Source organism: Virgibacillus sp. Bac330, assembly GCF_003667845.1.
In the GTDB taxonomy this organism is placed as follows: Bacteria; Bacillota; Bacilli; order Bacillales; family Amphibacillaceae; genus Virgibacillus; species Virgibacillus chiguensis.
This window is the reverse complement of the sequence record NZ_CP033048.1, coordinates 1,865,501-1,891,398: the sequence shown is the minus strand read 5'-3', so window position 1 is coordinate 1,891,398 and position 25,898 is coordinate 1,865,501. Positions and strand designations below refer to the sequence as shown.

Annotated in this window: 22 protein-coding genes; all 22 read left to right on the top strand. The window is 36.5% G+C overall.

Annotated features, from left to right (window positions below; translation table 11 throughout):
* Positions 1 to 4 precede the first annotated feature (4 nt).
* The 22 genes from D9780_RS08835 (at position 5) to ltrA (ending at position 25,765) form a co-directional block, all read left to right on the top strand.
* Positions 5 to 955: an ABC transporter permease gene (locus D9780_RS08835; protein ID WP_073005698.1), complete on the top strand. Its 951-nt coding sequence runs from the start codon at positions 5 to 7 to the stop codon at positions 953 to 955.
* 378 nt (positions 956 to 1,333) lie between these two features.
* Positions 1,334 to 2,638, top strand: a complete 1,305-nt coding sequence (gene yfmF / locus D9780_RS08830) for an EF-P 5-aminopentanol modification-associated protein YfmF (protein ID WP_121639878.1) — start codon at positions 1,334 to 1,336, stop codon at positions 2,636 to 2,638.
* The gene (gene yfmH / locus D9780_RS08825; RefSeq protein WP_121639877.1) at positions 2,631 to 3,914 is read left to right on the top strand and encodes an EF-P 5-aminopentanol modification-associated protein YfmH; all 1,284 of its coding nucleotides are present in this window, start codon (positions 2,631 to 2,633) and stop codon (positions 3,912 to 3,914) included. Before yfmF ends, yfmH begins: the two co-directional genes overlap by 8 nt.
* Positions 3,915 to 3,920: 6 nt before the next feature.
* Positions 3,921 to 4,634 carry an elongation factor P 5-aminopentanone reductase gene (ymfI, locus tag D9780_RS08820; RefSeq protein WP_116279429.1) on the top strand — a complete coding sequence of 238 codons (714 nt, stop codon included), beginning with the start codon at positions 3,921 to 3,923 and terminating at the stop codon, positions 4,632 to 4,634.
* Positions 4,635 to 4,712: 78 nt separating this feature from the next.
* The gene (locus D9780_RS08815; protein ID WP_073004948.1) at positions 4,713 to 4,967 is read left to right on the top strand and encodes a DUF3243 domain-containing protein; all 255 of its coding nucleotides are present in this window, start codon (positions 4,713 to 4,715) and stop codon (positions 4,965 to 4,967) included.
* A 960-nt stretch (positions 4,968 to 5,927) separates the two neighbouring features.
* Entirely contained in the window at positions 5,928 to 6,719 is a 792-nt protein-coding gene (locus D9780_RS08810) for a YmfK family protein (RefSeq protein ID WP_073004946.1), read from the top strand.
* A 17-nt stretch (positions 6,720 to 6,736) separates the two neighbouring features.
* Positions 6,737 to 7,648, top strand: a complete 912-nt coding sequence (locus D9780_RS08805; protein WP_116279428.1) for a helix-turn-helix domain-containing protein — start codon at positions 6,737 to 6,739, stop codon at positions 7,646 to 7,648.
* A gap of 148 nt (positions 7,649 to 7,796) precedes the next feature.
* On the top strand, positions 7,797 to 8,375 hold the full coding sequence (gene pgsA / locus D9780_RS08800) for a CDP-diacylglycerol--glycerol-3-phosphate 3-phosphatidyltransferase (protein WP_116279427.1): 579 nt from the start codon (positions 7,797 to 7,799) through the stop codon (positions 8,373 to 8,375).
* Complete coding sequence (locus D9780_RS08795; protein WP_121639876.1) at positions 8,372 to 9,619, top strand: competence/damage-inducible protein A; 1,248 nt, start codon at positions 8,372 to 8,374, stop codon at positions 9,617 to 9,619. Before pgsA ends, D9780_RS08795 begins: the two co-directional genes overlap by 4 nt.
* A 175-nt stretch (positions 9,620 to 9,794) precedes the next feature.
* Complete coding sequence (gene recA, locus D9780_RS08790) at positions 9,795 to 10,835, top strand: recombinase RecA (RefSeq protein WP_073004940.1); 1,041 nt, start codon at positions 9,795 to 9,797, stop codon at positions 10,833 to 10,835.
* 420 nt (positions 10,836 to 11,255) lie between these two features.
* Complete coding sequence (gene rny, locus D9780_RS08785) at positions 11,256 to 12,818, top strand: ribonuclease Y (RefSeq protein WP_116279426.1); 1,563 nt, start codon at positions 11,256 to 11,258, stop codon at positions 12,816 to 12,818.
* Positions 12,819 to 12,909: 91 nt separating this feature from the next.
* Positions 12,910 to 13,704 (top strand): TIGR00282 family metallophosphoesterase, encoded by a 795-nt coding sequence (locus tag D9780_RS08780; RefSeq protein ID WP_116279425.1) that lies wholly within the window; start codon positions 12,910 to 12,912, stop codon positions 13,702 to 13,704.
* Positions 13,705 to 13,937: 233 nt separating this feature from the next.
* Positions 13,938 to 14,198, top strand: coding sequence for a stage V sporulation protein S (locus D9780_RS08775; protein ID WP_073004934.1), 261 nt, complete (start codon positions 13,938 to 13,940; stop codon positions 14,196 to 14,198).
* Positions 14,199 to 14,552: 354 nt separating this feature from the next.
* Positions 14,553 to 16,130: a tRNA (N6-isopentenyl adenosine(37)-C2)-methylthiotransferase MiaB gene (miaB, locus tag D9780_RS08770; protein ID WP_073004932.1), complete on the top strand. Its 1,578-nt coding sequence runs from the start codon at positions 14,553 to 14,555 to the stop codon at positions 16,128 to 16,130.
* Positions 16,131 to 16,132: 2 nt separating this feature from the next.
* Entirely contained in the window at positions 16,133 to 16,561 is a 429-nt protein-coding gene (locus D9780_RS08765) for a YlbF/YmcA family competence regulator (RefSeq protein ID WP_073004930.1), read from the top strand.
* A 245-nt stretch (positions 16,562 to 16,806) separates the two neighbouring features.
* Complete coding sequence (locus tag D9780_RS08760) at positions 16,807 to 17,370, top strand: outer spore coat protein CotE (protein ID WP_073004920.1); 564 nt, start codon at positions 16,807 to 16,809, stop codon at positions 17,368 to 17,370.
* A gap of 244 nt (positions 17,371 to 17,614) precedes the next feature.
* Entirely contained in the window at positions 17,615 to 20,206 is a 2,592-nt protein-coding gene (gene mutS / locus D9780_RS08755) for a DNA mismatch repair protein MutS (RefSeq protein ID WP_121639875.1), read from the top strand.
* 88 nt (positions 20,207 to 20,294) lie between these two features.
* Positions 20,295 to 22,193: a DNA mismatch repair endonuclease MutL gene (gene mutL, locus D9780_RS08750; RefSeq protein ID WP_121639874.1), complete on the top strand. Its 1,899-nt coding sequence runs from the start codon at positions 20,295 to 20,297 to the stop codon at positions 22,191 to 22,193.
* A gap of 59 nt (positions 22,194 to 22,252) precedes the next feature.
* Positions 22,253 to 22,699 carry a Dps family protein gene (locus D9780_RS08745; RefSeq protein WP_121641465.1) on the top strand — a complete coding sequence of 149 codons (447 nt, stop codon included), beginning with the start codon at positions 22,253 to 22,255 and terminating at the stop codon, positions 22,697 to 22,699.
* Between the two features lie 23 nt (positions 22,700 to 22,722).
* Positions 22,723 to 23,655 carry a tRNA (adenosine(37)-N6)-dimethylallyltransferase MiaA gene (gene miaA, locus D9780_RS08740; RefSeq protein ID WP_121639873.1) on the top strand — a complete coding sequence of 311 codons (933 nt, stop codon included), beginning with the start codon at positions 22,723 to 22,725 and terminating at the stop codon, positions 23,653 to 23,655.
* Positions 23,656 to 23,698: 43 nt separating this feature from the next.
* The gene (hfq, locus tag D9780_RS08735) at positions 23,699 to 23,923 is read left to right on the top strand and encodes an RNA chaperone Hfq (RefSeq protein WP_073004912.1); all 225 of its coding nucleotides are present in this window, start codon (positions 23,699 to 23,701) and stop codon (positions 23,921 to 23,923) included.
* Between the two features lie 579 nt (positions 23,924 to 24,502).
* Positions 24,503 to 25,765 (top strand): group II intron reverse transcriptase/maturase, encoded by a 1,263-nt coding sequence (ltrA, locus tag D9780_RS08730; protein ID WP_121639859.1) that lies wholly within the window; start codon positions 24,503 to 24,505, stop codon positions 25,763 to 25,765.
* The last annotated feature ends 133 nt before the right edge of the window (positions 25,766 to 25,898 follow it).

Sequence of the window (25,898 nt, the reverse complement as noted above, 5' to 3'; positions counted from 1 at the left end):
TTTTATGGAATTATTACAATCTGTAATCCCAACTGCGCTTTTTTATTCAGCTCCACTTATTTTTACTGCTTTAGGCGGAGTATTTAGTGAACGCTCAGGAGTCGTTAATATTGGCTTGGAAGGTTTAATGGTGATGGGAGCATTTGTCGGTATAGTGTTCAATCTCACCTTTGCTGACGTATTCGGTGCTTGGACGCCATGGGTATCTATTCTTGTTGCTATGGGTGTTGGTGCTATCTTTGCCATCATTCATGCCTTAGCTTCCGTCACTTTTTATGCCGATCAAGTAGTCAGTGGTGTAGCAATTAACTTTTTAGCTTTAGGAGTAGGCATTTTCTTAACAAAGCAGTGGTATGATAAAGGTCAAACAGATATGGTGACGCAACCATTTTATACAACAGATATTCCTGTTTTAGCAGATATTCCTTTAATTGGATCTGTTTTCTTTCAAGGAATTTACCCAACTTCCTATGTAGCTATCTTCCTTGCTTTCGTGTCGTGGTATATTTTATACAAAACACCGTTTGGATTACGTCTACGTGCAGTAGGTGAACATCCGATGGCTGCTGACACAAATGGTATTAATGTTTATAAGATGCGTTACATCGCTGTAATTATTTCTGGTGCCATGGGTGGCTTAGGTGGATCAGTATTTGCTTTAACGATTGCTTTCAATTTCTCGCATGCAACAATTGTAGGACAAGGATTTATGGCTCTAGCAGCCGTTATATTTGGAAAATGGCACCCACTCGGTGCAATGGGCGCTGCTTTGTTTTTTGGGTTCGCTCAAAGCTTAAGTGTTATTGGTGGAGGTATTCCGCTTTTAGAAGATGTGCCGCAAGTATTTTTACTTATAGCGCCTTACGTATTAACTATTTTAGCATTAGCTGGTTTTATCGGTCGTGCAGAAGCACCAAAAGCAAATGGAGTGCCTTATATTAAGGGGAATCGCTAAAAACTTGCTTGCTCATATCCTTTAATAAATACAAGTATAGTTGTAACACCACAAAGAAATTCATGCGGGTGAATATTTTAATTAATATTATAGGAAGCCATCATGGTTTGCTCAAGACCCCAACCCACCGTCTATCATGAAAAGAACTTGAAGGCGGTGTATTCATACAAAAATATAAAATTTTTATGGATTATAGTATAAGCGAAACCACGGCTATCGCCATAATGAATTGGTGATAGCTAAGTTTTTTCAAAAAGGTAAAAAGCAAGCTCTGTTTGTGTAAAAAAAGTCGCAAGCGAGTTTTTTTTGCTTTATAATGGATGACGAATGATAAATGTGAGCAGAATAAATGAAAAGTCTATATAAGGGAGGATTACCATGCAAGAAATTCAGGAAAACATAAAAGATATTAACGGCTTTAATGTTCATTATATTCCTAATCAAAAGTATAAAACATTGACTGTTGTTTTAAAGCTGCGTGCACCTTTAGATAGGGACACGATTACCAAAAGAGCTTTGTTGCCATATGTACTAAAACAAGGTACGAAACAATACCCATCTAAACAAGAACTGCAAATAAAGTTAGATGACTTATACGGAGCTTCTCTTTCTATAGACGGCGCCAAAAAAGGAGAAAACCATATTATTAGTGTGCGACTAGATATTGCCAATCAGAAGTTTTTAGCAGGAGATTCTTCTGTATTCGAGGAAGGCTTACAGTTGCTTTATGATGTTTTATTTAATCCAAATGTTGATGACCAAGGCTTTAATAAGTCTATATTCACACGAGAGAAGGAGACCTTAAAACAAAAAAACCTGAGCTTAAAAGATGACAAGATGAGTTACGCTAACCTTCGTTTAATTGATGAAATGTGTAAAGGCGAGCCTTATGCAATTCATGTGCATGGTTATTTAGATGACTTGGAAAAAATAACTCCAGTTTCTCTTTTTTCTTACTACCAACAAGTAGTTGCAAACGATCAAATTGATATTTATGTGCAAGGAGATCTTTCAGAGGAAAATATGGAAAAGACGATAAAGAAAGTTTTTCAACAAGCAAACAAAAATCAACCAAGATTAAAGCATAAGGATTTGAATGAACGCCATGTTAGCAAAACAGATGTTATACCAAAAGAAATTGTGGAAACAGATAAGGTTCAGCAAGCAAAATTACATATTGGTTATCGCACAAACGTTACGTTTGGAGAGCCTGCTTATTATGCTCTTCATGTGCTAAATGGGATTTTCGGTGGATTTCCAAGTTCAAAATTGTTTATTAATGTTCGAGAAAAGAATAGTCTTGCTTATTATGCTGCTTCTCGTATGGAAAGCCATAAAGGATTATTGTTTGTTTTTAGTGGTATTGCTCCAGAAGATTTTGAAAAGGCAAGAGACATTATAAAAAAACAGATGGAAGCAATGAAGCAAGGGGACTTTACAACGCAAAATATTGCGGAAGCTAAAGCTGTTATTACTAACCAACTATTAGAGACATTCGACAGTCCACAAGGAACAATTGAATTTTTATATCAACAAGTTTTAGCAAACAAAAAAATTACTCCTCTTCATTTTGTAGAACAATTGAATAAGGTGACAAAAGAAGAGATTGTTGCTGTTGCTAAACGCTTGCAAGAAGACACAACTTATTTATTAACAGCAGAGAAAGGAGATAGTCATGAATAAGCACATATATAGTGATATTGATGAAACGCTATATACGGAGAAATTAGCTAATGGATTAACCGTATTTTTATTACCGAAACCAGAACTAGCAAAAACACATGCTTTGTTTACGACGAACTATGGTTCCATTGATTTGCATTTTGCGCCTATAGGTAAAGATGAAGTAATTACTGTTCCAGAAGGAGTAGCTCACTTCTTAGAACATAAGCTCTTTGAAAGTGAAGAAGGGGATGTATTTCATGACTTTTCTAAACAAGGCGCTTCTGCGAACGCTTATACTTCATTTACGAAAACAGCGTATCTTTTCACAGCCACTGATCAAATTGAGAAAAATGTAGAAACACTTATTGATTTTGTGCAACATCCTTATTTTACAGATGAATCGGTAAAGAAAGAAAAAGGGATTATTGCTCAAGAAATAAGGATGTATGATGATCAGCCTGATTGGCAAGCTTTTATGGGCACGATTAAAGCAATGTTTCAAAATCACCCAATTAATGTAGACATTGCAGGGACAGTTGAATCGATCTACCAAATCACAAAAGAAGATTTATATACATGCTACCATACCTTTTATCATCCTGAGAATATGGTTTTATTTATTGCTGGAAACTTTGAACCCGAAAAAATGGGGCAGTTAATTAGAGAGAATCAAGACAAAAAACAGTTTGCCAAGATGGAGCAGTTAAAACGGAAGTTCCCGAATGAGCCAAATGCGGTAGCAGAGCGAGAAAAGCGAATAACTATGCCTGTGTCGATCCCTAAATGTACGCTAGGAATAAAACGTGTTAATCAGCAACTGACTAAAGATGAGCTTCTAATAGAAGATTTACTTCAGGATATGTTATTGGACTATTATTTTTCAAAAGGCGGACCATTTTACGAGGAACTTTATAATGAAAATCTAATTGATGATAGTTTCTTTTTTGAATCAAATATTGATCGAGATTTTGGATATGTATTAATTGGTAGTAATACGAAAGACCCAAAACAGTTTTCCGAACGATTAAAATCCATGTTACTTGGTATCCAGGAAGCGAATCTAAATGTAGAATCATTCCAGCGTATAAAGAAGAAGAAAATAGGTCAGCTGCTACGTATGATGAACCGCTTAGAGAATATAGCAAACGCTTATACACATTACCATATGCTAGGTATTGACTTCTTTACATTACTTTCAGTTGTTCGAGAGTTAACGTTGGAGGATGCGAAGCAGTTTATGTATTCTTGGATAGAGGAAGAACGGTTATCAGTTTGTACGATCGATGCGGAGTAAGCTGCAATGAAAAGAAACATTCTTCTAATAGGGGCTAGTGGAGATATCGGTTCAGCAATAGCTGAACAATTATTACAACATGGTTACCAATTAATACTCCATTATTATACAAACAAACGAGTCATTGATGAACTCTGTGACGCATATCCTGAATCTATTTTAGCGACGTATCAAACAGACTTAAGTAAAAATAGATCTTGTGAACAGTTGATGCAAAGTTTATCCTTCTCTATTGATGGAGTAGTCTTTGCAAGCGGGAAAGCACATTACGGTTTGTTTCAAGATACTAACGAGGAAACGATGGATGCTATGATTCAGTTACATGTTAAATCGCCTTGGCTTATTACTAAACACCTTCTTCCGGATATGATTGCAAAACAGGCAGGTTTCATTCTATTTATAACGTCGATTTGGGGAGAACAAGGTGCCAGTAATGAAGTCGTTTATTCTGCAGTGAAAGGTGCACAAAATAGCTTTGTTAAAGCACTTGCAAAAGAAGTTGCACCTTCTGGGGTTTCGGTGAACGCCATTAGCCCAGGTTATATTGAAACAAAGATGAATCATCATTTATGTAACGAAGAAAGAAAATCCATTTTATCTGATATTCCAATGAACAGGGCGGGTAAGCCAGAAGAAATTGCTTCTGTAGTAACTTTTCTATTAGATAGTGAAAGGAGCTATATACAAGGCGCAATTTTAGATGTAACAGGCGGTTGGTAACTTTTCTTCTATCCAATATGTATAATCTTTAAAATCTCTCAAATACTATGCATGTATATATTGGAAGGAGGAAAAAAGATGTCCGTTCTAGATAATTTTGATTCATGGAAAAGCTTTTTAGCCAATAAGCTTACACAAGCACAACAACAAGGGATGAGTAATGAAACAGTTCAAAATATTGCTCATGAGATTGGTGATTATTTAGCACAGCACGTTGATGCTAAAAACAAAGAAGAGGCTGTACTACGTGACTTATGGAATTCAGCTTCTGATGAAGAACAGCAAGTATTAGCTAATACGATGATTAAATATGTTCAAAACCAAGGAAACTAAATGTAACATGTGAACAGTCTATATGAAATTTCAATGGTCTGCCACGCTCCGTTAATGTAGCGTGGCAGACTTTATTGGCCAAATAGGTGTACGATGCTTATTTATTTTACGAAGACAGGATGCACATATAAGATTTTTGTTTATCTTGAATCTACGAAGGTGTGAACTGGAAAGCCTAAGCGGAAGATAGCAGCACCTACATTCCTTTTTCGTAAGATATCTTTAAATCATACCTTTTTGGGCTACTAAATAATCGGCGGGGGATGAAAGAAAACCTTACTGAATGGAAGCAGCATTTTATAAAAAAATTATTTTGTCAATCACCAATGGTTCTGTTAAGATAAATATGATATAGTTTACCTCTAACCTTTTCACGTGCGAAAAAATGCTTTATGATATAATTATATAAACTGTAATGATTAATAATTTAAAATGCATTAAAGTTTATTGCATGTGGTTTAAGTACAATGAAAGGCTATCTAAGTGTTTTTATACTTGGAGTTTTTTATAGTCTAGGAATTTATAAAATTTTGCAGCTGTGGATAAACTAACTAAGTTATTTAGCCACTTCCGGCTCCAGCGCACAGCAACTAGGCGACTTCACTCCATTGCCTTACGATAAGTCATCATCGGTTCGTTCTAAATAGGAAGGCCGACTAAAGACGGGCTTGCCGGAGGGTGCCGACATACTCCTGTTGCAGGAGCATGATTCCTAAAACTTTCGTTGATTCGTTCCAGTCGCTACGTTGCTAACCGGGCGCTTGCGCTTTTGTTCATTAAGACTTAAGGGTTGGTAATATTCAGTAGATAATCAAATATATTTATTGTACATAGCTTAGTTTTATTTTCTAATAACTATTTTAATTTTATAGAATAAGAGCCTCTGCCATTAATACTTCTAGAGTAATCAAGTATTTCTATAAACAGTTGAAAACCTTATTATTTATAAAGGAGCATTTTATGACGAGAACAGAATGGTATCTTGAATACGAAATTCAAATTAACCGACCAGGCTTGCTTGGTGATATATCGTCTTTACTTGGGATGCTAAGAATTAATATTATTATGATTAATGGGGTCGAGGACGCAAAGCGTGGTATGCTACTCTTATCTAAATATGACGAAAATATAACACGACTCAAGTCAATTTTACAAACGATGGAAACCATTAAAGTAACCAAGTTAAGACAGCCAAAACTTAGAGATAAAATGGCTGTACGCCATGGTAGATACATATATCGGGATGTAGACGATCATAAAACAATTCGTTTTATTCGCGATGACTTAGGCTTGCTTGTTGATTTTATGGCAGAGTTGTATAAAAAAGATGGTCATAAATTAATAGGGATCCGTGGTATGCCAAGAGTAGGGAAAACAGAATCGGTAGTAGCTGCAAGTGTGTGTGCAAACAAACGTTGGTTATTTGTTTCCAGTACCTTATTAAGGCAAACAGTGCGGAGCAAGCTTATTGAAGGTGAGTATAATCCCGATAATGTTTATATTATTGATGGCATTGTATCCACTCGGCGTGCAAACGAGCAGCATTGGCAGTTGATTAGAGAAGTAATGCAGCTACCTGCTGTCAAAGTAGTAGAACATCCAGATGCGTTTGTACAAATGACAGAATATAAAATAGAGGATTTTGATTACATTATTGAACTAAGAAGTCATGAAGAAGAAGAAATTACGTATGAGCCTGTTGAATCAAGACAGTTCAGTCAAGAAAATGAATTTTCAATGTTTGATTTCTAAAATGGATGGTGTTGGAAATGCAAATCGGAGCAAGACTAAAAGAAGCAAGGGAAGCTCAGAATCTTTCTTTAGAAGAGCTACAAGAAATTACAAAAATTCAAAAGCGATATTTACTAGCAATTGAAGAAGGGAACTTGCAAATTCTTCCAGGTAAATTTTATGCTAGAGCTTTTATGAAAGAATATGCAAATGCTGTTGGATTGGACCCAAATGAACTGATGGAAGAATATAAAGAAGAAGTGCCGAAAACAGAGGAGCCTACAGAAGAACAATACTCACGTATACAACGTTCACGTAAAAGTCAGGAAAAAAGTACATCTAATTTTTCCTTATTTCCTACAATAATTGTTGGCTTACTTATTATTGGTATTATTGCGGTCGCTATTTTCTTTATTGTCCAGAACATGTCTGGAACAGAAAGTAAAGATCCTGTGAATCAGGATGATGGAAAAGGCAATGATATTGTAATTAAAGACGATAGTGGTGGCGATGAAGCTAATCAAAATACTGTAGATGAAGATCAAGATAATGAAGATCAAGATGGTAATGATGAAAATTCAGAAGAAACAAATGAAAAAGCAAAAGAGCCTGAATTTACTGTAATAGAAGAAGGAACAGGTAATACACCAGAATCAACAGTTGCATTCTCTTATACAGGTGATGAAGTAAAAGCTACATTAGAAGCTTCAGACGATACTTGGCTTGGTGTGAAGGATGATGAAGAAGATGTCCTTTTTGAGGAAAATATGTTTAATTCCGAGCAGTCGCCACTTGAATTAGACCTTACTGGTAAAAAACGCGTATTCTTTAAAATTGGCAATGCATCTGTGCTAACCATTACAATAAATGGTAAAGAAATGGAATATCCTGTTGATCCAAGTAACGTAAGACAAAATATTTGGGTGGAACTAAAACAAGAAGCTGAATAAATATCATCGACCCTTCCTTTCAACTTTTTGGGAAGGGTCAATCATTTTATACTAAACTATAATTTTTTAGGGTTGACAATAAGAAAAATAACGGCTTTTTTCGTCATAAAGATTTGGAGGAGCCAAGTTTTTCGAAGGAGGAATTGTAATGAACTTACCAAATAAGCTAACATTATCACGTATTTTTTTAATTCCTATTTTCATCATTCTTATGAGTGTTCCATTTTCATGGGGAAGCTGGCAAATAGGAGAAACAGCATTGCCAATATCTCATTTCATTTCTGCTTTATTGTTTATAATTGCAGCTGGAACGGATTGGGTGGATGGTTATTACGCAAGAAAATATAACCTTGTTACAAATTTAGGGAAGTTTCTTGATCCACTTGCAGACAAACTGCTTGTATCCGCCGCTTTTATTATATTAGTAGAAATGGGAGTTGCCCCAGCATGGGTCGTTATTCTTATTATTAGTCGTGAATTTGCAGTTACAGGGCTTCGCCTTGTTGCTTCTGGAGAAGGTATAGTACTAGCAGCTGGTAATATGGGGAAAATAAAAACAGCAACGCAAATGGTCGCTATCGCTGTTTTGTTATTACATAATTTTCCGTTTTCATATATAAGCTTTCCTTTTGGGGAAATCATGCTATATATAAGTTTATTCTTTACAATATTATCTGGCATAGACTACTTTATTAAAAATTGGCATGTGATGAGGGATTCGAAATGAGTAAGGAATTACAAGCTGAAATAATTGCTGTTGGTACTGAACTTTTACTTGGACAAATTGCAAATACAAACGCTCAATGGCTCTCTGAGCAGTTAGCTAACCAAGGTGTTAACACGTACCACCATACAGTTGTTGGGGACAATTTACAACGTGTACGTGAAACATTTGAAATGGCTCAAAAACGTTCAAATATTGTTATTGTTACTGGTGGTCTGGGACCAACAGAAGATGATTTAACAAGGGAAGCATTTCAGCAATTGAGTACTATTCCTCTAGTGGAGCATGAACCATCCATGTGTAAAATACGAGCATATTTTGAAAAGCAGCAGGCAGTGATGACTCCAAATAATCCAAAACAAGCGAGAGTATTTGAAGGAGCAACAGTTTGGATGAACCCTGTAGGAATGGCTCCTGGAATGAAGTTAACATATGATGGTTGCACATGGGTTTTTCTCCCGGGTGTTCCAAAAGAAATGAAAGCTTTAGTAAGAGAATACATGATTCCATCCATACAAAAACTTCTGGGTAAAAAAGAGATCATTAAATCTGTTTTACTGAAATTTACTGGTATTGGTGAATCAAAGCTGGAACATGAACTACAGGATATTATTCACGAACAAACAAATCCTACAATTGCTCCTCTTGCGCAAGAAGAAGGTATTGTTATTCGATTAACAGCCAAAAGTGATTCGCTTCAAAAGGCAGATCAGCTGTTACAAGAAACGAAAGTGAAAATTTTTTCACGTGTAGGGCAATACGCGTATGGTGAAGATCATGAAACATTAGAAGGAAAAGTTGTGGATTTATTATTAGCGAAGCAATATACGGTTGCAGCTGCAGAAAGTTTGACTGGCGGAGCGTTTGCAGAAAAAATCACGACTGCCCCTGGTTCATCAAATGTTTTTCAAGGTAGCATGGTTACTTATACAAATACAGCAAAACAAAATACGTTACATGTGCCAAAAGAGATTTTAGAAACAAATGGAGCAGTTAGCGAAGAATGTGCTGAAGCAATGGCAAAGCAAGCAGCTGCTAAATTCTCATCTACTATAGGAATAGCTTTTACTGGTGTGGCTGGCCCCACTGAGATGGAAGGAAAGCTAGTTGGTACAGTCTATATTTCTATTTATAACGACAATGGTACATTTGTTACTAAGAAGTTTTTATTCCCAGGAGACAGGAATGCTATTCGAAGAAAAACAGTTCTTAAAGGGTTTGAACTACTATATCAAATACTAAAATAGTATTTTGCTGTAGAGTGGTGTGGCTTGTTTTGTTTTTATAATTTCATAAAAGCCTATAATTTAATTTTGTAGTTGTTTTTCACTTTAATGATGAGAACATTTATTCGTCTTTTTGCTTGGCAATTAAACGAAAAGCATGTATGATATTAGTAGATGATTAAAGGAGGGCGACGTTTTGAGTGATAAGAAACAAGCTTTAGATGCAGCGTTAAAACAAATAGAGAAGCAGTTTGGAAAAGGTTCCATTATGAAATTAGGGGAGCAAGCTGAACAAAGAATCGCAACGATACCTAGCGGTTCCTTAGCTTTAGATGTAGCACTTGGAATTGGTGGGTACCCAAGAGGGAGAGTTGTTGAAATATATGGGCCAGAATCTTCTGGTAAAACGACCGTAGCTTTACACGCTATAGCAGAAGCGCAGCAACAGGGAGGGCAAGCAGCATTTATAGATGCAGAGCATGCACTTGATCCAACATATGCTCGTGCTTTAGGCGTGAATATTGAAGAATTATTACTCTCACAACCAGATACAGGAGAACAAGCTTTAGAAATTGCAGAAGCCCTAGTTCGTAGTGGCGCTGTTGACATTATTGTTATTGATTCCGTTGCTGCACTCGTTCCGAAAGCTGAAATTGAAGGTGAAATGGGAGATTCGCATGTTGGGCTTCAAGCTCGTTTAATGTCACAGGCATTAAGAAAACTATCTGGTGCTATTAACAAATCGAAGACTACGGCTATTTTTATTAATCAAATTCGTGAAAAAGTGGGCGTTATGTTTGGTAATCCGGAGACGACTCCTGGAGGTCGTGCGCTAAAATTTTACTCATCTGTACGCCTTGAAGTTCGCCGTGCTGAGTCGTTGAAGCAAGGAAATGATATGGTAGGAAACAAGGCAAGAATTAAAGTTGTAAAAAACAAAGTTGCACCGCCATTTAAACAAGCAGAAGTAGATATAATGTATGGAGAAGGTATTTCTAAAGAGGGCGAAATACTAGACATTGGTTCTAGCTTAGATATTGTTCAAAAAAGTGGTGCTTGGTACTCTTATAATGAAGAAAGACTTGGCCAAGGACGTGAAAATGCCAAGCAGTTTTTGAAAGAAAACACAGATATGCAGGCTGAAATTCACGCATTAATTAGGCAGCATTATAATTTGGATGATCAACCAGACGAAGAAGAAACAAAAGAGTTTAATCAAGAAAGTTTAGATGTATAATCTACTAACCACCTATTGCTAAATGCAAGAGGTGGTTTTGATTTTTATTTTCCTATAACAGGAGGGTAGCATAAACCGCAAAGAGAACATTTTAATGCTATGACAAAAGTTCTATTTAATTAATTCTTAACCTCTTGAACTATTTAACCAAAAGCTACTAAAACATCTATTACGTAACGATATGTACACTTCTCAAGACAATAGCAATCGCAGTAGCTAGTTGGATGTTTCATAGCATTATTTACCAACATATTGTATGAAGTTGTGACGTTTCCTTGACATTCTCTCCATACACAATTAAAATTAAATTTGTATAAATTTATCATCTATATGATATATTATATGGTTATTTAACGCATTGAAACTTTTACATGCCGACAATAATTGATGTACAACTTTATAGCAAGAGGAGGTGAAATCATGGACAGTCTAATGCTCATCTCCATTTTGCTTGTAATCCTAATCGTCGGTATTGTTGTTGGTTATCTGATTCGTAAGTCTATTGCTGAAGCAAAAATTTCGAGTGCCGAAACGCTTGCTAAACAAATCGTTGATGAAGCACACCGGAATGCAGAAGCTTCAAAGAAAGAAGCCCTTCTTGAAGCGAAGGATGAAAATCATAAACTTCGGCAGCAAACAGAAGATGAACTTCGAGAGAGAAGAAACGAAGTACAAAAACAAGAAAATCGTCTGATGCATAAAGAAGAAAATTTGGACAAGAAAAGTGAATCGTTAGATCAGCGAGAACTTAATTTAGAAAAAAGAGAACAGTCGTTAGCAGACAAACAACAACAAATTGAAGAAATGGAAAGCAAAGTGGAAGCTATGATACAAGAGCAGCAAACTGAGCTTGAACGCATTTCAGGGTATACAACAGACCAGGCTAGACAAATTATTTTAGAGCGTGTAGAACAAGAAGTTGCTCATGAATCTGCTCTAATTATTAAAGAGGCAGAAAATCGTGCGAAAGAAGAAGCAGATAAAAAAGCTAAAAGCATCCTATCGTTAGCTCTGCAGCGTTGTGCTGCTGACCACGTTGCTGAAACCACAGTATCGGTTGTAAACCTTCCTAATGACGAGATGAAAGGGCGTATTATTGGGCGAGAAGGAAGAAATATAAGAACCTTAGAAACGTTAACAGGAATTGACTTGATTATTGATGATACTCCAGAAGCAGTTATACTATCAGGATTCGATCCTATACGAAGAGAAACAGCTCGTTTGGCCTTAGAAAAACTCGTTCAGGACGGACGTATCCACCCCGCTCGCATTGAAGAGATGGTGGATAAAGCAAGGCGTGATGTGGATAATCATATTCGAGAAATTGGTGAAGAGACAACGTTTGAAGTGGGAGTGCACGGCTTACATCCAGACTTAATTAAAATTCTTGGACGTTTGAAATATCGGACAAGCTATGGACAAAATGTGTTAAAACATTCCACGGAAGTAGCTTATCTAGCTGGTTTGCTTGCTGCTGAACTTGGTGAAGATGAAATGTTGGCAAGAAGAGCTGGACTGCTTCATGATATAGGGAAAGCCATTGATCATGAGGTAGAAGGAAGTCACGTGGAAATTGGTAAAGAACTTGCTGTGAAATACAAAGAGCATGAAGTTGTTATCAATTCTATTGCTTCACACCATGGCGATGAAGAACCTACTTCCATTATTTCAGTGCTTGTAGCTGCTGCTGACGCATTATCTGCGGCGAGACCTGGAGCAAGAAGTGAGACGTTGGAAAATTATATTAAACGTTTAGAAAAATTGGAGGAAATTTCCGAGTCGTTTGTAGGTGTAGAAAAATCATTTGCCATTCAAGCTGGAAGAGAGATTCGAATTATGGTAAAACCAGATGAAATTGACGACGTAGAATCCGTTCGAATTGCAAGAGATATTCGTAAGAAAATTGAAGGCGAACTGGACTACCCTGGACATATTAAGGTTACAGTAATTCGAGAAACTCGTGCAGTGGAATATGCTAAATAAAAAGTGGTCTTCGGACTGCTTTTTATTTTTGACATTCATTTATGAATATGAAAAACTAATGATACGAAAATAGATAGGATGAGACAAGACAATGAAAATATTATTTATTGGCGATGTTGTTGGTTCTCCTGGCAGAGACATGGTCCAATATTATTTGCCAAAATTAAAAGAAAAGTATCGACCTAGCCTTACGATAGTAAATGGTGAAAATGCTGCTTCAGGTAAAGGGATTACAGAAAAGATTTATAAGCAGCTACTAGGATGGGGAGCGCAAGTAGTTACAATGGGAAATCATACATGGGATAAAAAGGAAATCTATGATTTCATTGATAACGCAAACAAAATGATTCGTCCAGCAAATTTTCCAACTAACAATCCGGGTAAAGGTATCGTATATGTAAATATTAATGGAATTGAAGTTGCTGTAATTAGTTTGCAAGGAAGAACTTTTTTGCCACCAATTCATGACCCTTTTTCCGTAGCAGATGGATTAATAAAAGAAGCAAAACAACGTACAAACATTATATTTGTTGATTTTCATGGAGAAGCAACAAGTGAGAAACAAGCATTTGGATGGTATGTGGATGGACGAGTGAGCGCTGTTATTGGCACACATACGCATACACAAACAGCGGATGAGCGTATTTTACCAAATGGTACAGCGTATCTGTCAGATGCTGGCATGACAGGACCTTACGATGGTATTTTGGGAATGGAAAGAGAAGCTGTAATTCAACGCTTTTTAACATCTATGCCAGTTCGTTTTGAAGTACCAAAACAGGGCAGGGCTCAATTAAATGGTTGTGTTGTAACCATTGATACGAAAACAGGAAAAGCCCATAAAATCGAGCGTATTCTAATTAATGAAGATCATCCATTTATGTAAGGTTAGTATGGCGCATTTTCCATAAATAAAATGCATGGAAATAGGGTCATAAAAATATTGGTTTGTTTCTATTCAAGCTAGAATTATGAGGATAAACTGTAATTGAAAAAATGTTAAAGATAGATTATTTGAATGTTAAGAATTATTAATGCATAATAAGGGTAATAAGCTAACATCTCCAAGAATATAGTATAAGTAGAACTAGAATAGTTTAAATGAAGGAGGTACTAGTGGTGGAAGTATTAAAAGTGTCAGCAAAATCAAATCCAAATTCAGTAGCAGGTGCACTTGCGAATGTGTTAAGAGAACGTGGCTCAGCGGAGATTCAGGCTATTGGAGCTGGTGCATTAAACCAGGCTGTTAAAGCGGTAGCGATTGCTAGAGGATTTGTTGCACCAAGTGGGGTTGATCTTATTTGTATTCCGGCTTTTACAGATATTTTAATTGATGAAGAAGAGCGTACAGCAATTAAATTAATTGTAGAGCCCAGATAATTTTTAATATGGGATATGTTTAATTAAGTGTTGCGTACTTACGCAACACTATTTTTATTCCAAAAATTTGTAGTCATTGTTCTATATAAATTTATGTTCCGTAGATTGAAGTGAGAGAGAATTCGGAAAAAATGGGGTATACAAATCTCTTATAAGTTATTGGCAAGCAGGGAAAATTCTTTTGTCTAAATCTTTCTAACCAATAGATAACTGGAATCTCAAAAGGCCAACTGTTGTTTATTTCGAATATAGCATTTATAATAAATGAATGTAAACAAATAAGTCATCTGATAAAGTGAGTATTCATGACCGTAAAAGGTTATTGTGGTTTACACAAAATGAAAGGAGATCATTATGAACGAGCAACAACGTAAGCAACAAGCACAAATTAAGGAAACAAATCCAACGGACGTAAAATCCAGTATGGATAATATGGAGCGTATTAAAAATACTTCTAGTGAAGATTTAATTTCCAAGTATTTCAAAACAACTTATGAACCACCAAATCTAAATAAAGCACGTAAACGTGGAAGAGATAAAGTGAATGTCCATTACGATTTTTCTATTCCCGAAGACATGGAAAATATCGGGGAAGGGAAGAAGTTTTTAATTCGTACATATGGTTGCCAAATGAATGAGCATGATACGGAAGTAATGGCTGGAATTCTTACCGAAATGGGTTATATATCTACTTCTGAAACAAATGCTGCTGATATTATTTTGTTGAATACTTGTGCAATTAGAGAAAATGCTGAGAATAAAGTATTTGGTGAAATTGGACATTTAAAAGCGTTAAAACGAGAAAAGCCAGATTTAATCCTTGGTGTTTGCGGTTGCATGTCCCAAGAAGAATCTGTGGTAAATCGGATATTGAAGAAACACCAGCATGTGGATTTGATTTTTGGTACTCATAATATACATCGGTTACCACATCTTGTGAAAGAAGCAATGTTTGGTAAAGAAAAAATTGTTGAAGTGTGGTCTAAAGAAGGCGACGTCATTGAGAACCTTCCAAAAGCGCGAAAAGGAAAAATAAAAGCATGGGTTAACATTATGTACGGTTGTGATAAGTTCTGTACGTATTGTATTGTACCAATGACGCGTGGAAAAGAACGAAGTCGCCTTCCAGAAGATATCATCCAAGAAGTTCGACATTTAGCTGCTCAAGGTTATAAAGAGGTAACCTTATTAGGGCAAAACGTAAATGCTTACGGAAAAGATTTAGACGGCATGACATATGGTTTAGGTGATTTAATGGATGAACTTCGCAAAATTGATATCCCAAGAATTCGTTTTACGACATCGCATCCTAGAGATTTTGATGATCGCTTAATTGAAGTATTGGCAAAAGGAGGAAATCTGTTAGATCATATTCATTTGCCAGTCCAGTCAGGCAGTAGTGAAATTTTGAAGAAAATGAATCGGAAATATACGAGAGAATCGTATTTAGAACTCGTTAGGAAAATTCGTGCAGCGATGCCGAATGCAACGTTAACGACAGATATTATTGTTGGATTTCCAAATGAAACGGAAGAGCAGTTTGAAGAAACGATGACTCTAATGGAAGAAGTGGGTTTCGAAGCAGCGTATACCTTTATTTATTCACCACGTGAAGGGACTCCAGCAGCTAGGAAGAAAGATAATGTTCCAGAAGAGGTAAAAAAGCAACGACTATATCGCTTAAATGAGCTTGTCAATAGGCAGTCTGCTGCGTCTATGAAAACGTATCAGGATCAAGTCGTAAAAGTACTTGTAGAGGGTGAAAGCAAAAAAGATCCAGAAGTTTTAGCTGGGTATACGGAAAGAAATAAACTCGTTAACTTTAAAGGACCAAAGTCTGCAATTGGGCAGATTGTAGACGTGAAAATTACAGAAGCTAAAACATGGTCTTTAGACGGTGTTATGATTGAAAATACAATAGGGGTGGAATAACAATGGCAGAGTATACACGTAAACAGGTGCTGGATGAAGCGAAAAAACTTGCGAATATGTTAGCAAACACAGAAGAAATTGAACATTTTAAGCAAGTGGAAGCGAAAATTAATGAAAATAAAAAAGTACAACAATTAATAACAAAGATTAAAGCATTACAAAAGCAAGCTGTTAATTTACAAGCTTATGAAAAACATGAAGCTCTAAAAAAAGTAGAAGAACAACTGGATATTTTTCAATCAGAAATTGATGGAATTCCTGTTGTACAGGAGTTTAAAGAAATACAAGTTGTTGTTAATGATGTTTTACAGTTAATTACTGCTACCATTGCAAGAGAAGTTACCAATCAAGTAATTGAATCTACAGGTGGAGATGTTTTAACTGGAGAAACAGGTTCGAAAATAAGAACAAAATTAGGTTGTAGCCATTAGCAAATAAATTTTAATCCGTCCATGGGTTGCTAGTGAAAAATGTAAAGTACTGTTACCTGTTACTTCATTTCTACAGCCACTGCACTTAAAACGCCAACTAGAGTTTTATCTCTCAGTTAAAGCGACAAGTTGGTGTTAACGCTGCTCGTTTTTTCCTACTTCCTTTTCTATTTTCTTTTCATTATGCACTTTAGGTATTTGTCTTGCATAAACTGACTATGAAAAAAGAGGAGGTATAGGTAATTATGTCTTTTTTAGATAAAGAATATAGAGAGATCATAACGAAAGCGGTTTGTGGCAAAGGTCGTAAGTTCTCACAAGCAACCCATTCCGTTACACCATCACATAGACCTTCAAGTATTTTAGGTTGTTGGGTTATTAACCATTTGTATAATGCAAAGAAAAAATCACAAGATACTGTAGAGATAAATGGAAGTTATGAAATTAACATTTGGTATTCGTATAATGACAACACAAAAACAGAAGCTATTACCGAGAGGGTTACCTACAGCGATAAAGTACCATTATCGATAAAAGATGAAAACTGCTTAAATGATGACTTTGATGTAATAGCCAAAGTTGTTCAACAGCCGAATTGCTTAAATTGTACAATTGAAAACAAAGGGCATAAAATAGTAGTAGAGATTGAAAGGGAATTTATTGTCCAAATTATCGGCGATACAAAAGTTGCGGTTCGTGTGGATCCAAAGCGTGAATATGTTGATGATGACGAAGATGAAGTTTGGGATGTAGAACTTACAGATGACGAATTGGAAGAAGTAGAACCAGATTTCTTAAATAAAGATTAACCGGATTACGAGGAGATACCTTCCTCGTAATTTTTTTGCGATATAGAAAAGTGTAAAAATTTGGCTCTATCGTATAAACAAAATGACGTCGTTTCATCGCCGTAAAGGCTGGCTCGGTCTTAATGATATGCAACCTTTTTTCAAGTTTATACGATTAAAGACTCTTACTTGAATGATCGAAAGTACTGCTAATTGTATGCTATAATGACATAAGAATAATTTACGGTTTTTTGGAGGAACAAACATGGCAAAACAAACACCAATGATGAAGCAATATTTAAATATAAAAAAATCTTATAAGGATGCGTTCTTGTTTTTTCGCTTAGGTGATTTTTATGAACTGTTTTTTGAGGATGCTATTCAAGCCGCAAGAGAGTTAGAAATAACGCTGACAAAACGGGATTCGAACAGTCCTAATCCTGTTCCAATGTGCGGGGTTCCTTATCATTCCGCGGAGAATTACATCAAAATTTTAATCGAAAAAGGCTATAAAGTTGCAATTTGTGAGCAAGTAGAAGACCCTAAAACAGCTAAAGGTGTAGTAAAACGGGAAGTGATTCAATTAATTACACCTGGGACGGTTATGGAAAAAGCTATGCTAAATGAAAAAGAAAACAATTATATTGCCAGTTTGTCTCATTTTGATAGTAGCTATGTAATAGTATATAGTGATTTGTCGACAGGTGAAAACCAACTGGCTTTAATTGAACATGGGTGGGACGGGGTAATTCATGAATTATATAATCAACCGATTAAAGAAATTGTTGTTTCCTCTAAATTGCCCGAGGAATTACAAAAGCAGTTAAAATCAAGGCTACATGTTACCTTATCTTATCAGGATGAAGTGACCTTTAATGCAGAATACCGTAGTTTATGTGAAAACATTGATGATGAAAGACTATTAACAGCTTTTAGCAGAATACTAAATTATGTTCAACACACACAAAAGCGTTCGCTTGATCATATGCAACAAGCACAAGTTATTGCACTACAACATCACTTATCATTAGATATGTATTCAAAGCGGAATTTAGAACTTACGGAAACGTTAATGAAAAAAGAAAAGTATGGTAGTTTACTATGGGTCCTCGATAAAACCGTTACAGCTATGGGATCGAGAATGTTAAAAAAATGGTTAGAGCGCCCACTTTTAAACGCGCAGGAAATTGAAAAACGGCTTCAAATTGTTGGAGGCTTTTATGCACAGTTTATGGAACGAGATGCAATAAGAGAAACGTTAAAATCGGTATATGATTTAGAAAGGCTTGCGGGACGAATTGCTTTTGGTAATGTCAATGCACGTGATTTACAACAACTAAAGAGTTCGCTACAAAGGATTCCAGTTCTGAAACAACTTTTACAACAATTCTCTCAGCCGGAACTTTATAAATTAGCAGACCAGTTATATATAGAACCCAAAATCATAGATATACTGGAGGCAAGTATCGTAGACGATCCGCCGATTTCGATTAAAGAAGGCGGCATTATTAAAGACGGTTATAACGAGCAATTAGATACATATAGAGATGCATCAAGAAATGGAAAGCAGTGGATTGCTGAACTGGAACAAAAAGAAAAACAAGCAACCGGTATTAAATCATTAAAAATCGGTTATAACCGTGTGTTTGGATATTATATTGAGGTAACGAAAGCTAACTTGCATTTACTTCCTGAAGGGCGTTATGAAAGAAAACAAACATTAACAAATGCAGAGAGATATATTACACCAGAATTAAAGGAAAAAGAGCAGCTTATATTAGAAGCAGAAGAAAAGAGCGTCGAATTGGAATATCAACTTTTTATTGGAATTCGTGAACAAATTAAAGTTTTCATCCCAGAATTGCAACGTTTAGCTGAACAAGTAAGTTATGTAGATGTGCTACAAGGGTTTGCAACTGTGAGTGAATCTAACAATTATGTTCGCCCTACATTTGATAAACAAAAGTTAGAAATTAAACAGAGTAGGCACCCAGTGATTGAGCAAGTGATGGATGATGGCACTTTTGTACCTAATGATATCACTTTAGATGCACAAAATCATATTTTGCTAATAACAGGGCCGAACATGTCAGGGAAAAGCACTTATATGCGTCAATTGGCATTAACTGTTATTATGGGACAAATAGGTTGTTTTGTACCTTGTGAATCGGCTCAACTTTTAATTTTTGACCAAATCTTCACGCGAATTGGTGCGGCAGATGATTTAGTTGCTGGTCAAAGTACATTTATGGTGGAAATGCTCGAAGCAAATCATGCGATCACTAATGCGACTGAGCAAAGCTTGATTTTATTTGATGAAATTGGGAGAGGGACAAGCACATATGATGGGATGGCTTTAGCGCAGGCGATCATTGAATATATTCATAATCATATCCAAGCAAAAACGCTATTCTCAACACATTATCACGAACTGACAGATCTAGCTAATACGTTATCTCACTTAAAAAATGTTCATGTTAGAGCGGAAGAGCATGAAGGAAATGTTGTATTTCTCCATCAAATTAAAGAAGGACCTGCTGACGAAAGTTACGGTATCCATGTAGCTAAGCTTGCAAACTTACCTAATAGTTTAATTACTCGGGCTAGTGAAATTTTAAAAGAACTAGAAGGAAACATGGAGGCTAAATCTGAAGTCAAAGTGAAGGCGGAACAAGCTGCTTCTGTTGAGGGTACAGGACAATTGTCTTTCTTTACTGAAGAAGAGAAGCTAGTTTCTAAACATAAAAGTCAATATGAAAAAGTGGTACAAGAGTTAAAAGACATAGATTTATTCGCTTTAACCCCTCTAGAAGCGATGAATATGTTATATCAACTGCAAAAAAAGGCACGAAAATAAATCATGTGATAGATTGACATTTTTAACCGATCTCAAAAAAACATATACGATGGAACAAACGAAATTTGCAGTAAAAGGAGTTATTTGCATGCGAATTATACAAATGCCGGATTCTCTTGCTAATAAAATTGCAGCAGGTGAAGTTGTTGAGCGTCCTGCATCCGTTGTGAAAGAGCTCGTTGAAAATAGCATTGATGCAAACAGCACGTGGGTAAAAGTTGAGATAAAAGAAGCGGGTTTACAAGTTATTAAAGTAACTGACAATGGCGACGGGATGTTAGAAGAAGATTGTGAAACAGCATTCTTGAGGCATGCAACAAGCAAAATAAAGAATGAGACAGATTTATTTCACGTTCGAACCCTTGGTTTTCGTGGCGAGGCGCTTGCAAGTATAGCTTCTGTCAGCAAACTAACGGTTCAAACTTCTACAGGAGAACACGCTGGCACACATTTAACTTTAGAAGGCGGTAAACTAATTGATAAACATAAATCAGCTGCACGAAAAGGGACAGAAATTACGGTATCGGAGTTATTTTTTAATACGCCTGCACGTCTAAAATATATGAAAACCATTCATACCGAGTTAGGGCATATTACAGATCTGTTAAATCGTTTGGCTTTGTCACATCCAGAAATAAGATTTGACGTCACACATAATGGAAAGAACATCTTTAAAACAGCAGGAACAGGTGATGTATTACAAGTTATTTCTCAGGTATATGGAATGAATGTAGCAAAGCATATGTTACCTGTTAAGCACGAAACACTCGACTTTTCTATTAGTGGATTTATTGCTAAACCAGAAGTGACGAGATCCTCTAGAAACTATATGTCAACCATCATTAATGGAAGATATATAAAAAGCATTGCATTAAATAAAGCGATTATCCAAGGCTATCATACATTGTTGCCTATTGGACGTTCACCTATTGTTGTTCTTTCTATACAAATGGACCCTATTCTGGTAGATGTTAATGTCCATCCCACTAAATTAGAAGTGCGTTTTAGTAAGGATAAAGAATTATTTCAAGCAATTGAGCAAACCATTAAAGATACATTTCGGGGAGCAACCTTAATTCCTGAAATGGAACAGAAATCTGTACCTAAATCAAAGTCCATACAACATAGTTTTGATTTTACACCATCTAGCTCAGAACTAGAACAGTGGAATTACCCGGCTGGCGTTCGTGAACCAGTTGTTGAAAACATTTCATCTAAAGGGCTAAATGAAGCTGCTAGGGAGCAAGAAAGTGATCATATCGAGTATACTGACAACGAAATGGAGCCAACCGCCGTAGTGCGTGCACGTGAAATGCAGCAGGAAAAAGAGTATATAGATAGGAATGTGTGCACAGATACAGGTGAGAAAATAGCAGAACAAGAGAGAAACGAGAAACTTGAACCACGTGTTCCGATTATGTATCCAATTGGACAATTACAAGGCACATACATTTTGGCGCAAAATGAAAATGGGCTGTACATGATTGATCAGCATGCTGCTCAAGAGCGAGTGAAATATGAGTTTTTTAAACAAAAACTCGGTCAGCCTATGAATAATTTGCAGCAATTACTCATTCCATTAACATTTGAATTTTCTAAAGAAGAAGCAATTTGGGTGGAGGCGTATAAAGAAACATTACAAGCAGCAGGACTTTTTTTCGAACCATTTGGTCAACAAACGTATGTTATTCGTTCACACCCCAGCTGGTTCCCTGCTGGACAAGAAGAAGCAATTATTCGGGAAATGGTTGAACAGCTAATAAAAGATGAGAAGATTGATGTGGAAAAGATTCGAGAAGAAGCGGCCATTTTAATGTCCTGTAAACGTTCTATTAAAGCTAACCATTATTTAAATGATGAAGAAATGACACAATTACTTGAACATTTACGACAAACTACAGACCCATTTACTTGTCCGCATGGAAGACCTATTATCGTTCATTTTTCCACTTATGAATTAGAAAAAATGTTTAAACGTGTGATGTGAAAATGTATAAAGTTGCTTTCAGTTTACCATACTATGGAAAACTGGAAGAGGTGTGTATGGTGAAAAATCAACAGCTTGTAAATTTTCTTAATCAACTACTGTCTAATCAATTTGTTCTTTATGTGAAACTGCACCGATACCATTGGTTTATTCAAGGGAGCAATTTTTTAACTCTCCATCAGCAGTTTGAACATATGTACTTGAAGGTAGCTCATAATATTGATGAGATAGCTGAGCGTATACTAATGATAGATGGAAAACCTTTAGCTACGATGGTAAAATATTTGAAAGAATCAACTATAGAAGAAGCAACTGCAGATGATGAAGAACAAGAAATAATGCAGCAGTTGCTGCAAGATTTGCTGCAAATAATAATGGAAATTAAGACACAAGGACTACCAAAAGCTGTAGAGTTAAATGACAGCCCAACAGAAGACTTACTTATTGGTATACAAGGAGCATTTGAAAAATATACTTGGATGCTTAGAGCTTATTTAAAACAGTAACGTGTGTATATAGGGGAATACGAATGAAAAAAAAACTTATTGCTATCGTAGGTCCAACTGCGGTAGGTAAAACAAAACTTAGTATTGAAATAGCTAAACATTATAATGGTGAGATTATTAGCGGAGATTCTATGCAAATCTATAAAGGAATGGATATTGGGACTGCAAAAGTGACAAAGGATGAAATGAAAAACATTCCACATTATATGATTAATATAAAACGCCCCGATGAATCGTTCTCTGTGGCTGATTTTAAACAGCATGTAGACCATTACATAGAAATAATAGCAGCCAAGAACAAGTTACCTATATTAGTTGGTGGAAGTGGTTTGTATGTGCAGGCTGCTCTCTATGGTTATAATTTTGCAACGTATGAGCGTAATAATGAAATAATTAGTCAATTAAATAAAGAAATAGAGTTAAATGGTATCCACTCTTTGTATGAAAGGTTGAAGAAGGTTGATCCACAACAGGCAAAAAAAATTCATCCAAACAACTATCGGCGTGTTGTGCGTGCGTTAGAAATCTATGAAACAACAGGAAAACGAATGTCAGAATACCAGCAACAACAAAGTGGAAAGTCACCGTATGATTATAAAATCATAGGATTGGAAATGGACCGTGAAAAATTATATGATCGAATTAATAAGCGTGTAGATGATATGATAGAAAAAGGTCTGGTAGAAGAAGCTTATCAATTGTATAGTAGGGGGTATGCTCATAAACAATCTATGCAAGCGATCGGCTATAAAGAATTTCTCCCTTATTTCAAAAACGAAATATCTTTAACTGAAGCTATTGCAACTTTAAAGCAAAATTCTAGAAGATATGCTAAAAGGCAATATACTTGGTTTCGCAATAAAATGGATGTATCTTGGTATGATGTTTCTAGTGTGTCCATTGATGAAAAATTAAGAAATATTTTAGATGATCTTGCAGGATTTATTCAAAGCTAGGTCGAACTAATTATAGTATAGATAGAAATGAGGAGGAAGTATAATGGCTCAATCTGTAAATATTCAGGACCAATACTTAAATCAGCTTCGTAAAAACCGTATAGCTGTCACAATTTTTTTAACGAATGGGTTTCAATTAAGAGGTGTTATTAAAGGATTCGACAATTTCACGGTTTTAATTGAAACAGATGGTAAACAGCAATTAATTTTTAAACATGCTATTTCTACCTTTTCACCAGCTAAAAATGTCGAGCTGGAGAAGGAATAACTATAAAAAACGGATGCATATGTGCATTCGTTTTTTTATGCGTGTGCCAGGCATGCACACATTCTCTAGGGTTCGAGTCCCGAACCACGAAGGCAGTAGTAGTGGTTAGCCTAAGACAAGGGTGTCTGGGGTGACCCAGAATCTGAAGGAAGTCGGCGGCAAATCTCCGCCCTTAGGAACACGAACTTCATAGAAGGCTAGGTGTACTTGGATGAGACTGCACAACAAGTCAAAGTCCTTACTGCCAAAGGGTACACAGAGTAAATGAAGTGGGGATATGGAGAGGAAGAATGTGTGCTTACCCCGGGAGATCTGACAGAAAAGCGGTGCACACGCCGTAACCGAACATGTAAGTGTTCGCTGAACTGTCAGAAGTCAGCCGAAGCCGTAGTACTAGATATTTCTAGGAAGGGCTGAATCATTGAAGAAGAATGGTCGCTTCGGAGTACGCAATACTTGATGAAGCAGAAACAAGAAAACCTTCCTAGTGAAGGAAGCGGTGAATCCCGTGGGGGACACTAGAAGGGCTGAGAGAAATTGCCACACAAGAAGAAAGAGCCATTCACGTAGGAGTTAGATATCATGTTGGAAAGCATTCTATCACGAGAAAACTTAATATGTGCACTGAAACGTGTCGAACGTAACAAAGGAAGCCACGGTGTGGATGAAATGCCCGTACAAAACCTACGAGCGCATCTCATGGAACACTGGGCTTCCGTTCGAGAACAACTCGAATCAGGTACCTACTATCCTCAACCCGTTCGCCGTGTCGAAATCCCGAAACCAAACGGCGGAGTGAGGAAGCTAGGAATTCCTACCGTGCTAGACCGTTTCATCCAACAAGCAATCGCACAAGTTCTAACAACCATCTATGACGCAACATTTTCTGAACATAGTTATGGTTTTCGCCCAAACAGACGAGGACATGACGCGGTTAGGAAAGCGAGAAGCTATATGAAAGATGGCTATCGCTGGGTTATAGACATGGATTTAGAGAAATTCTTTGATAAAGTACATCACGACCGATTAATGAGGAAACTGAGCCAAAAGGTCAAAGATCCGAGAGTACTTAAACTTATACGTAGGTATCTCCAAGCTGGCATTATGGAGGACGGAATCGTTCAACCAAACACAGAAGGAGCCCCTCAAGGCGGACCATTAAGTCCGTTGCTATCCAACATCGTTTTAGATGAGCTAGATAAAGAATTAGAGCGAAGGGGGCTCCATTTCGTCCGTTATGCGGACGACTGTAACATATATGTTCAATCGAGGAGAGCGGGATCGCGAGTGATGAAAAGTATCACTACATTTATCGAAGGAAAACTCAAATTAAAAGTAAATGAACAGAAAAGTGCAGTAGACCGCCCATGGAAGCGTAAATTCCTAGGATTTTCTTTCACATTCCATAAAGAGAACCCAAAGATTCGGGTTTCTAAAGAAAGTATCAAACGCTTTAAACAGCTTGTCAGAGAACTAACCTCAAGAAAGAAGTCTATGAATATGCAGGATAGAATCGCAAAGCTAAATCGATACTTAGTAGGTTGGCTAGGCTACTATCAGCTAGCAGAGACGCCCTCTATATTTGAAGTTTTGGATAGCTGGATTCGAAGAAGGATGCGAATGATACGCTGGAAAGAATGGAAGAAAGTCAAAACAAAATACAAGAATTTAATAAAACTTGGAATTAGTAAAGGAAAAGCATGGGAGTGGGCAAACACGAGAAAGGCTTATTGGCGTATAGCTAAAAGTCCGATCTTACATAGAGCATTAGGTGATCGATACTGGTCAAACCTAGGCTTAAAGAGTCTACATAAACGATATCAAACGATGCGTTGGACTTAAATGAAACCGCCGTATACGGAACCGTACGTACGGTGGTGTGAGAGGTCGGGGGTTAGTCGCCCCCTCCTACTCGATTATAGGAAAATACAAGTTTTAAGGGTTATAGTATAAGAAAAAAATTATGTTTTGCCAT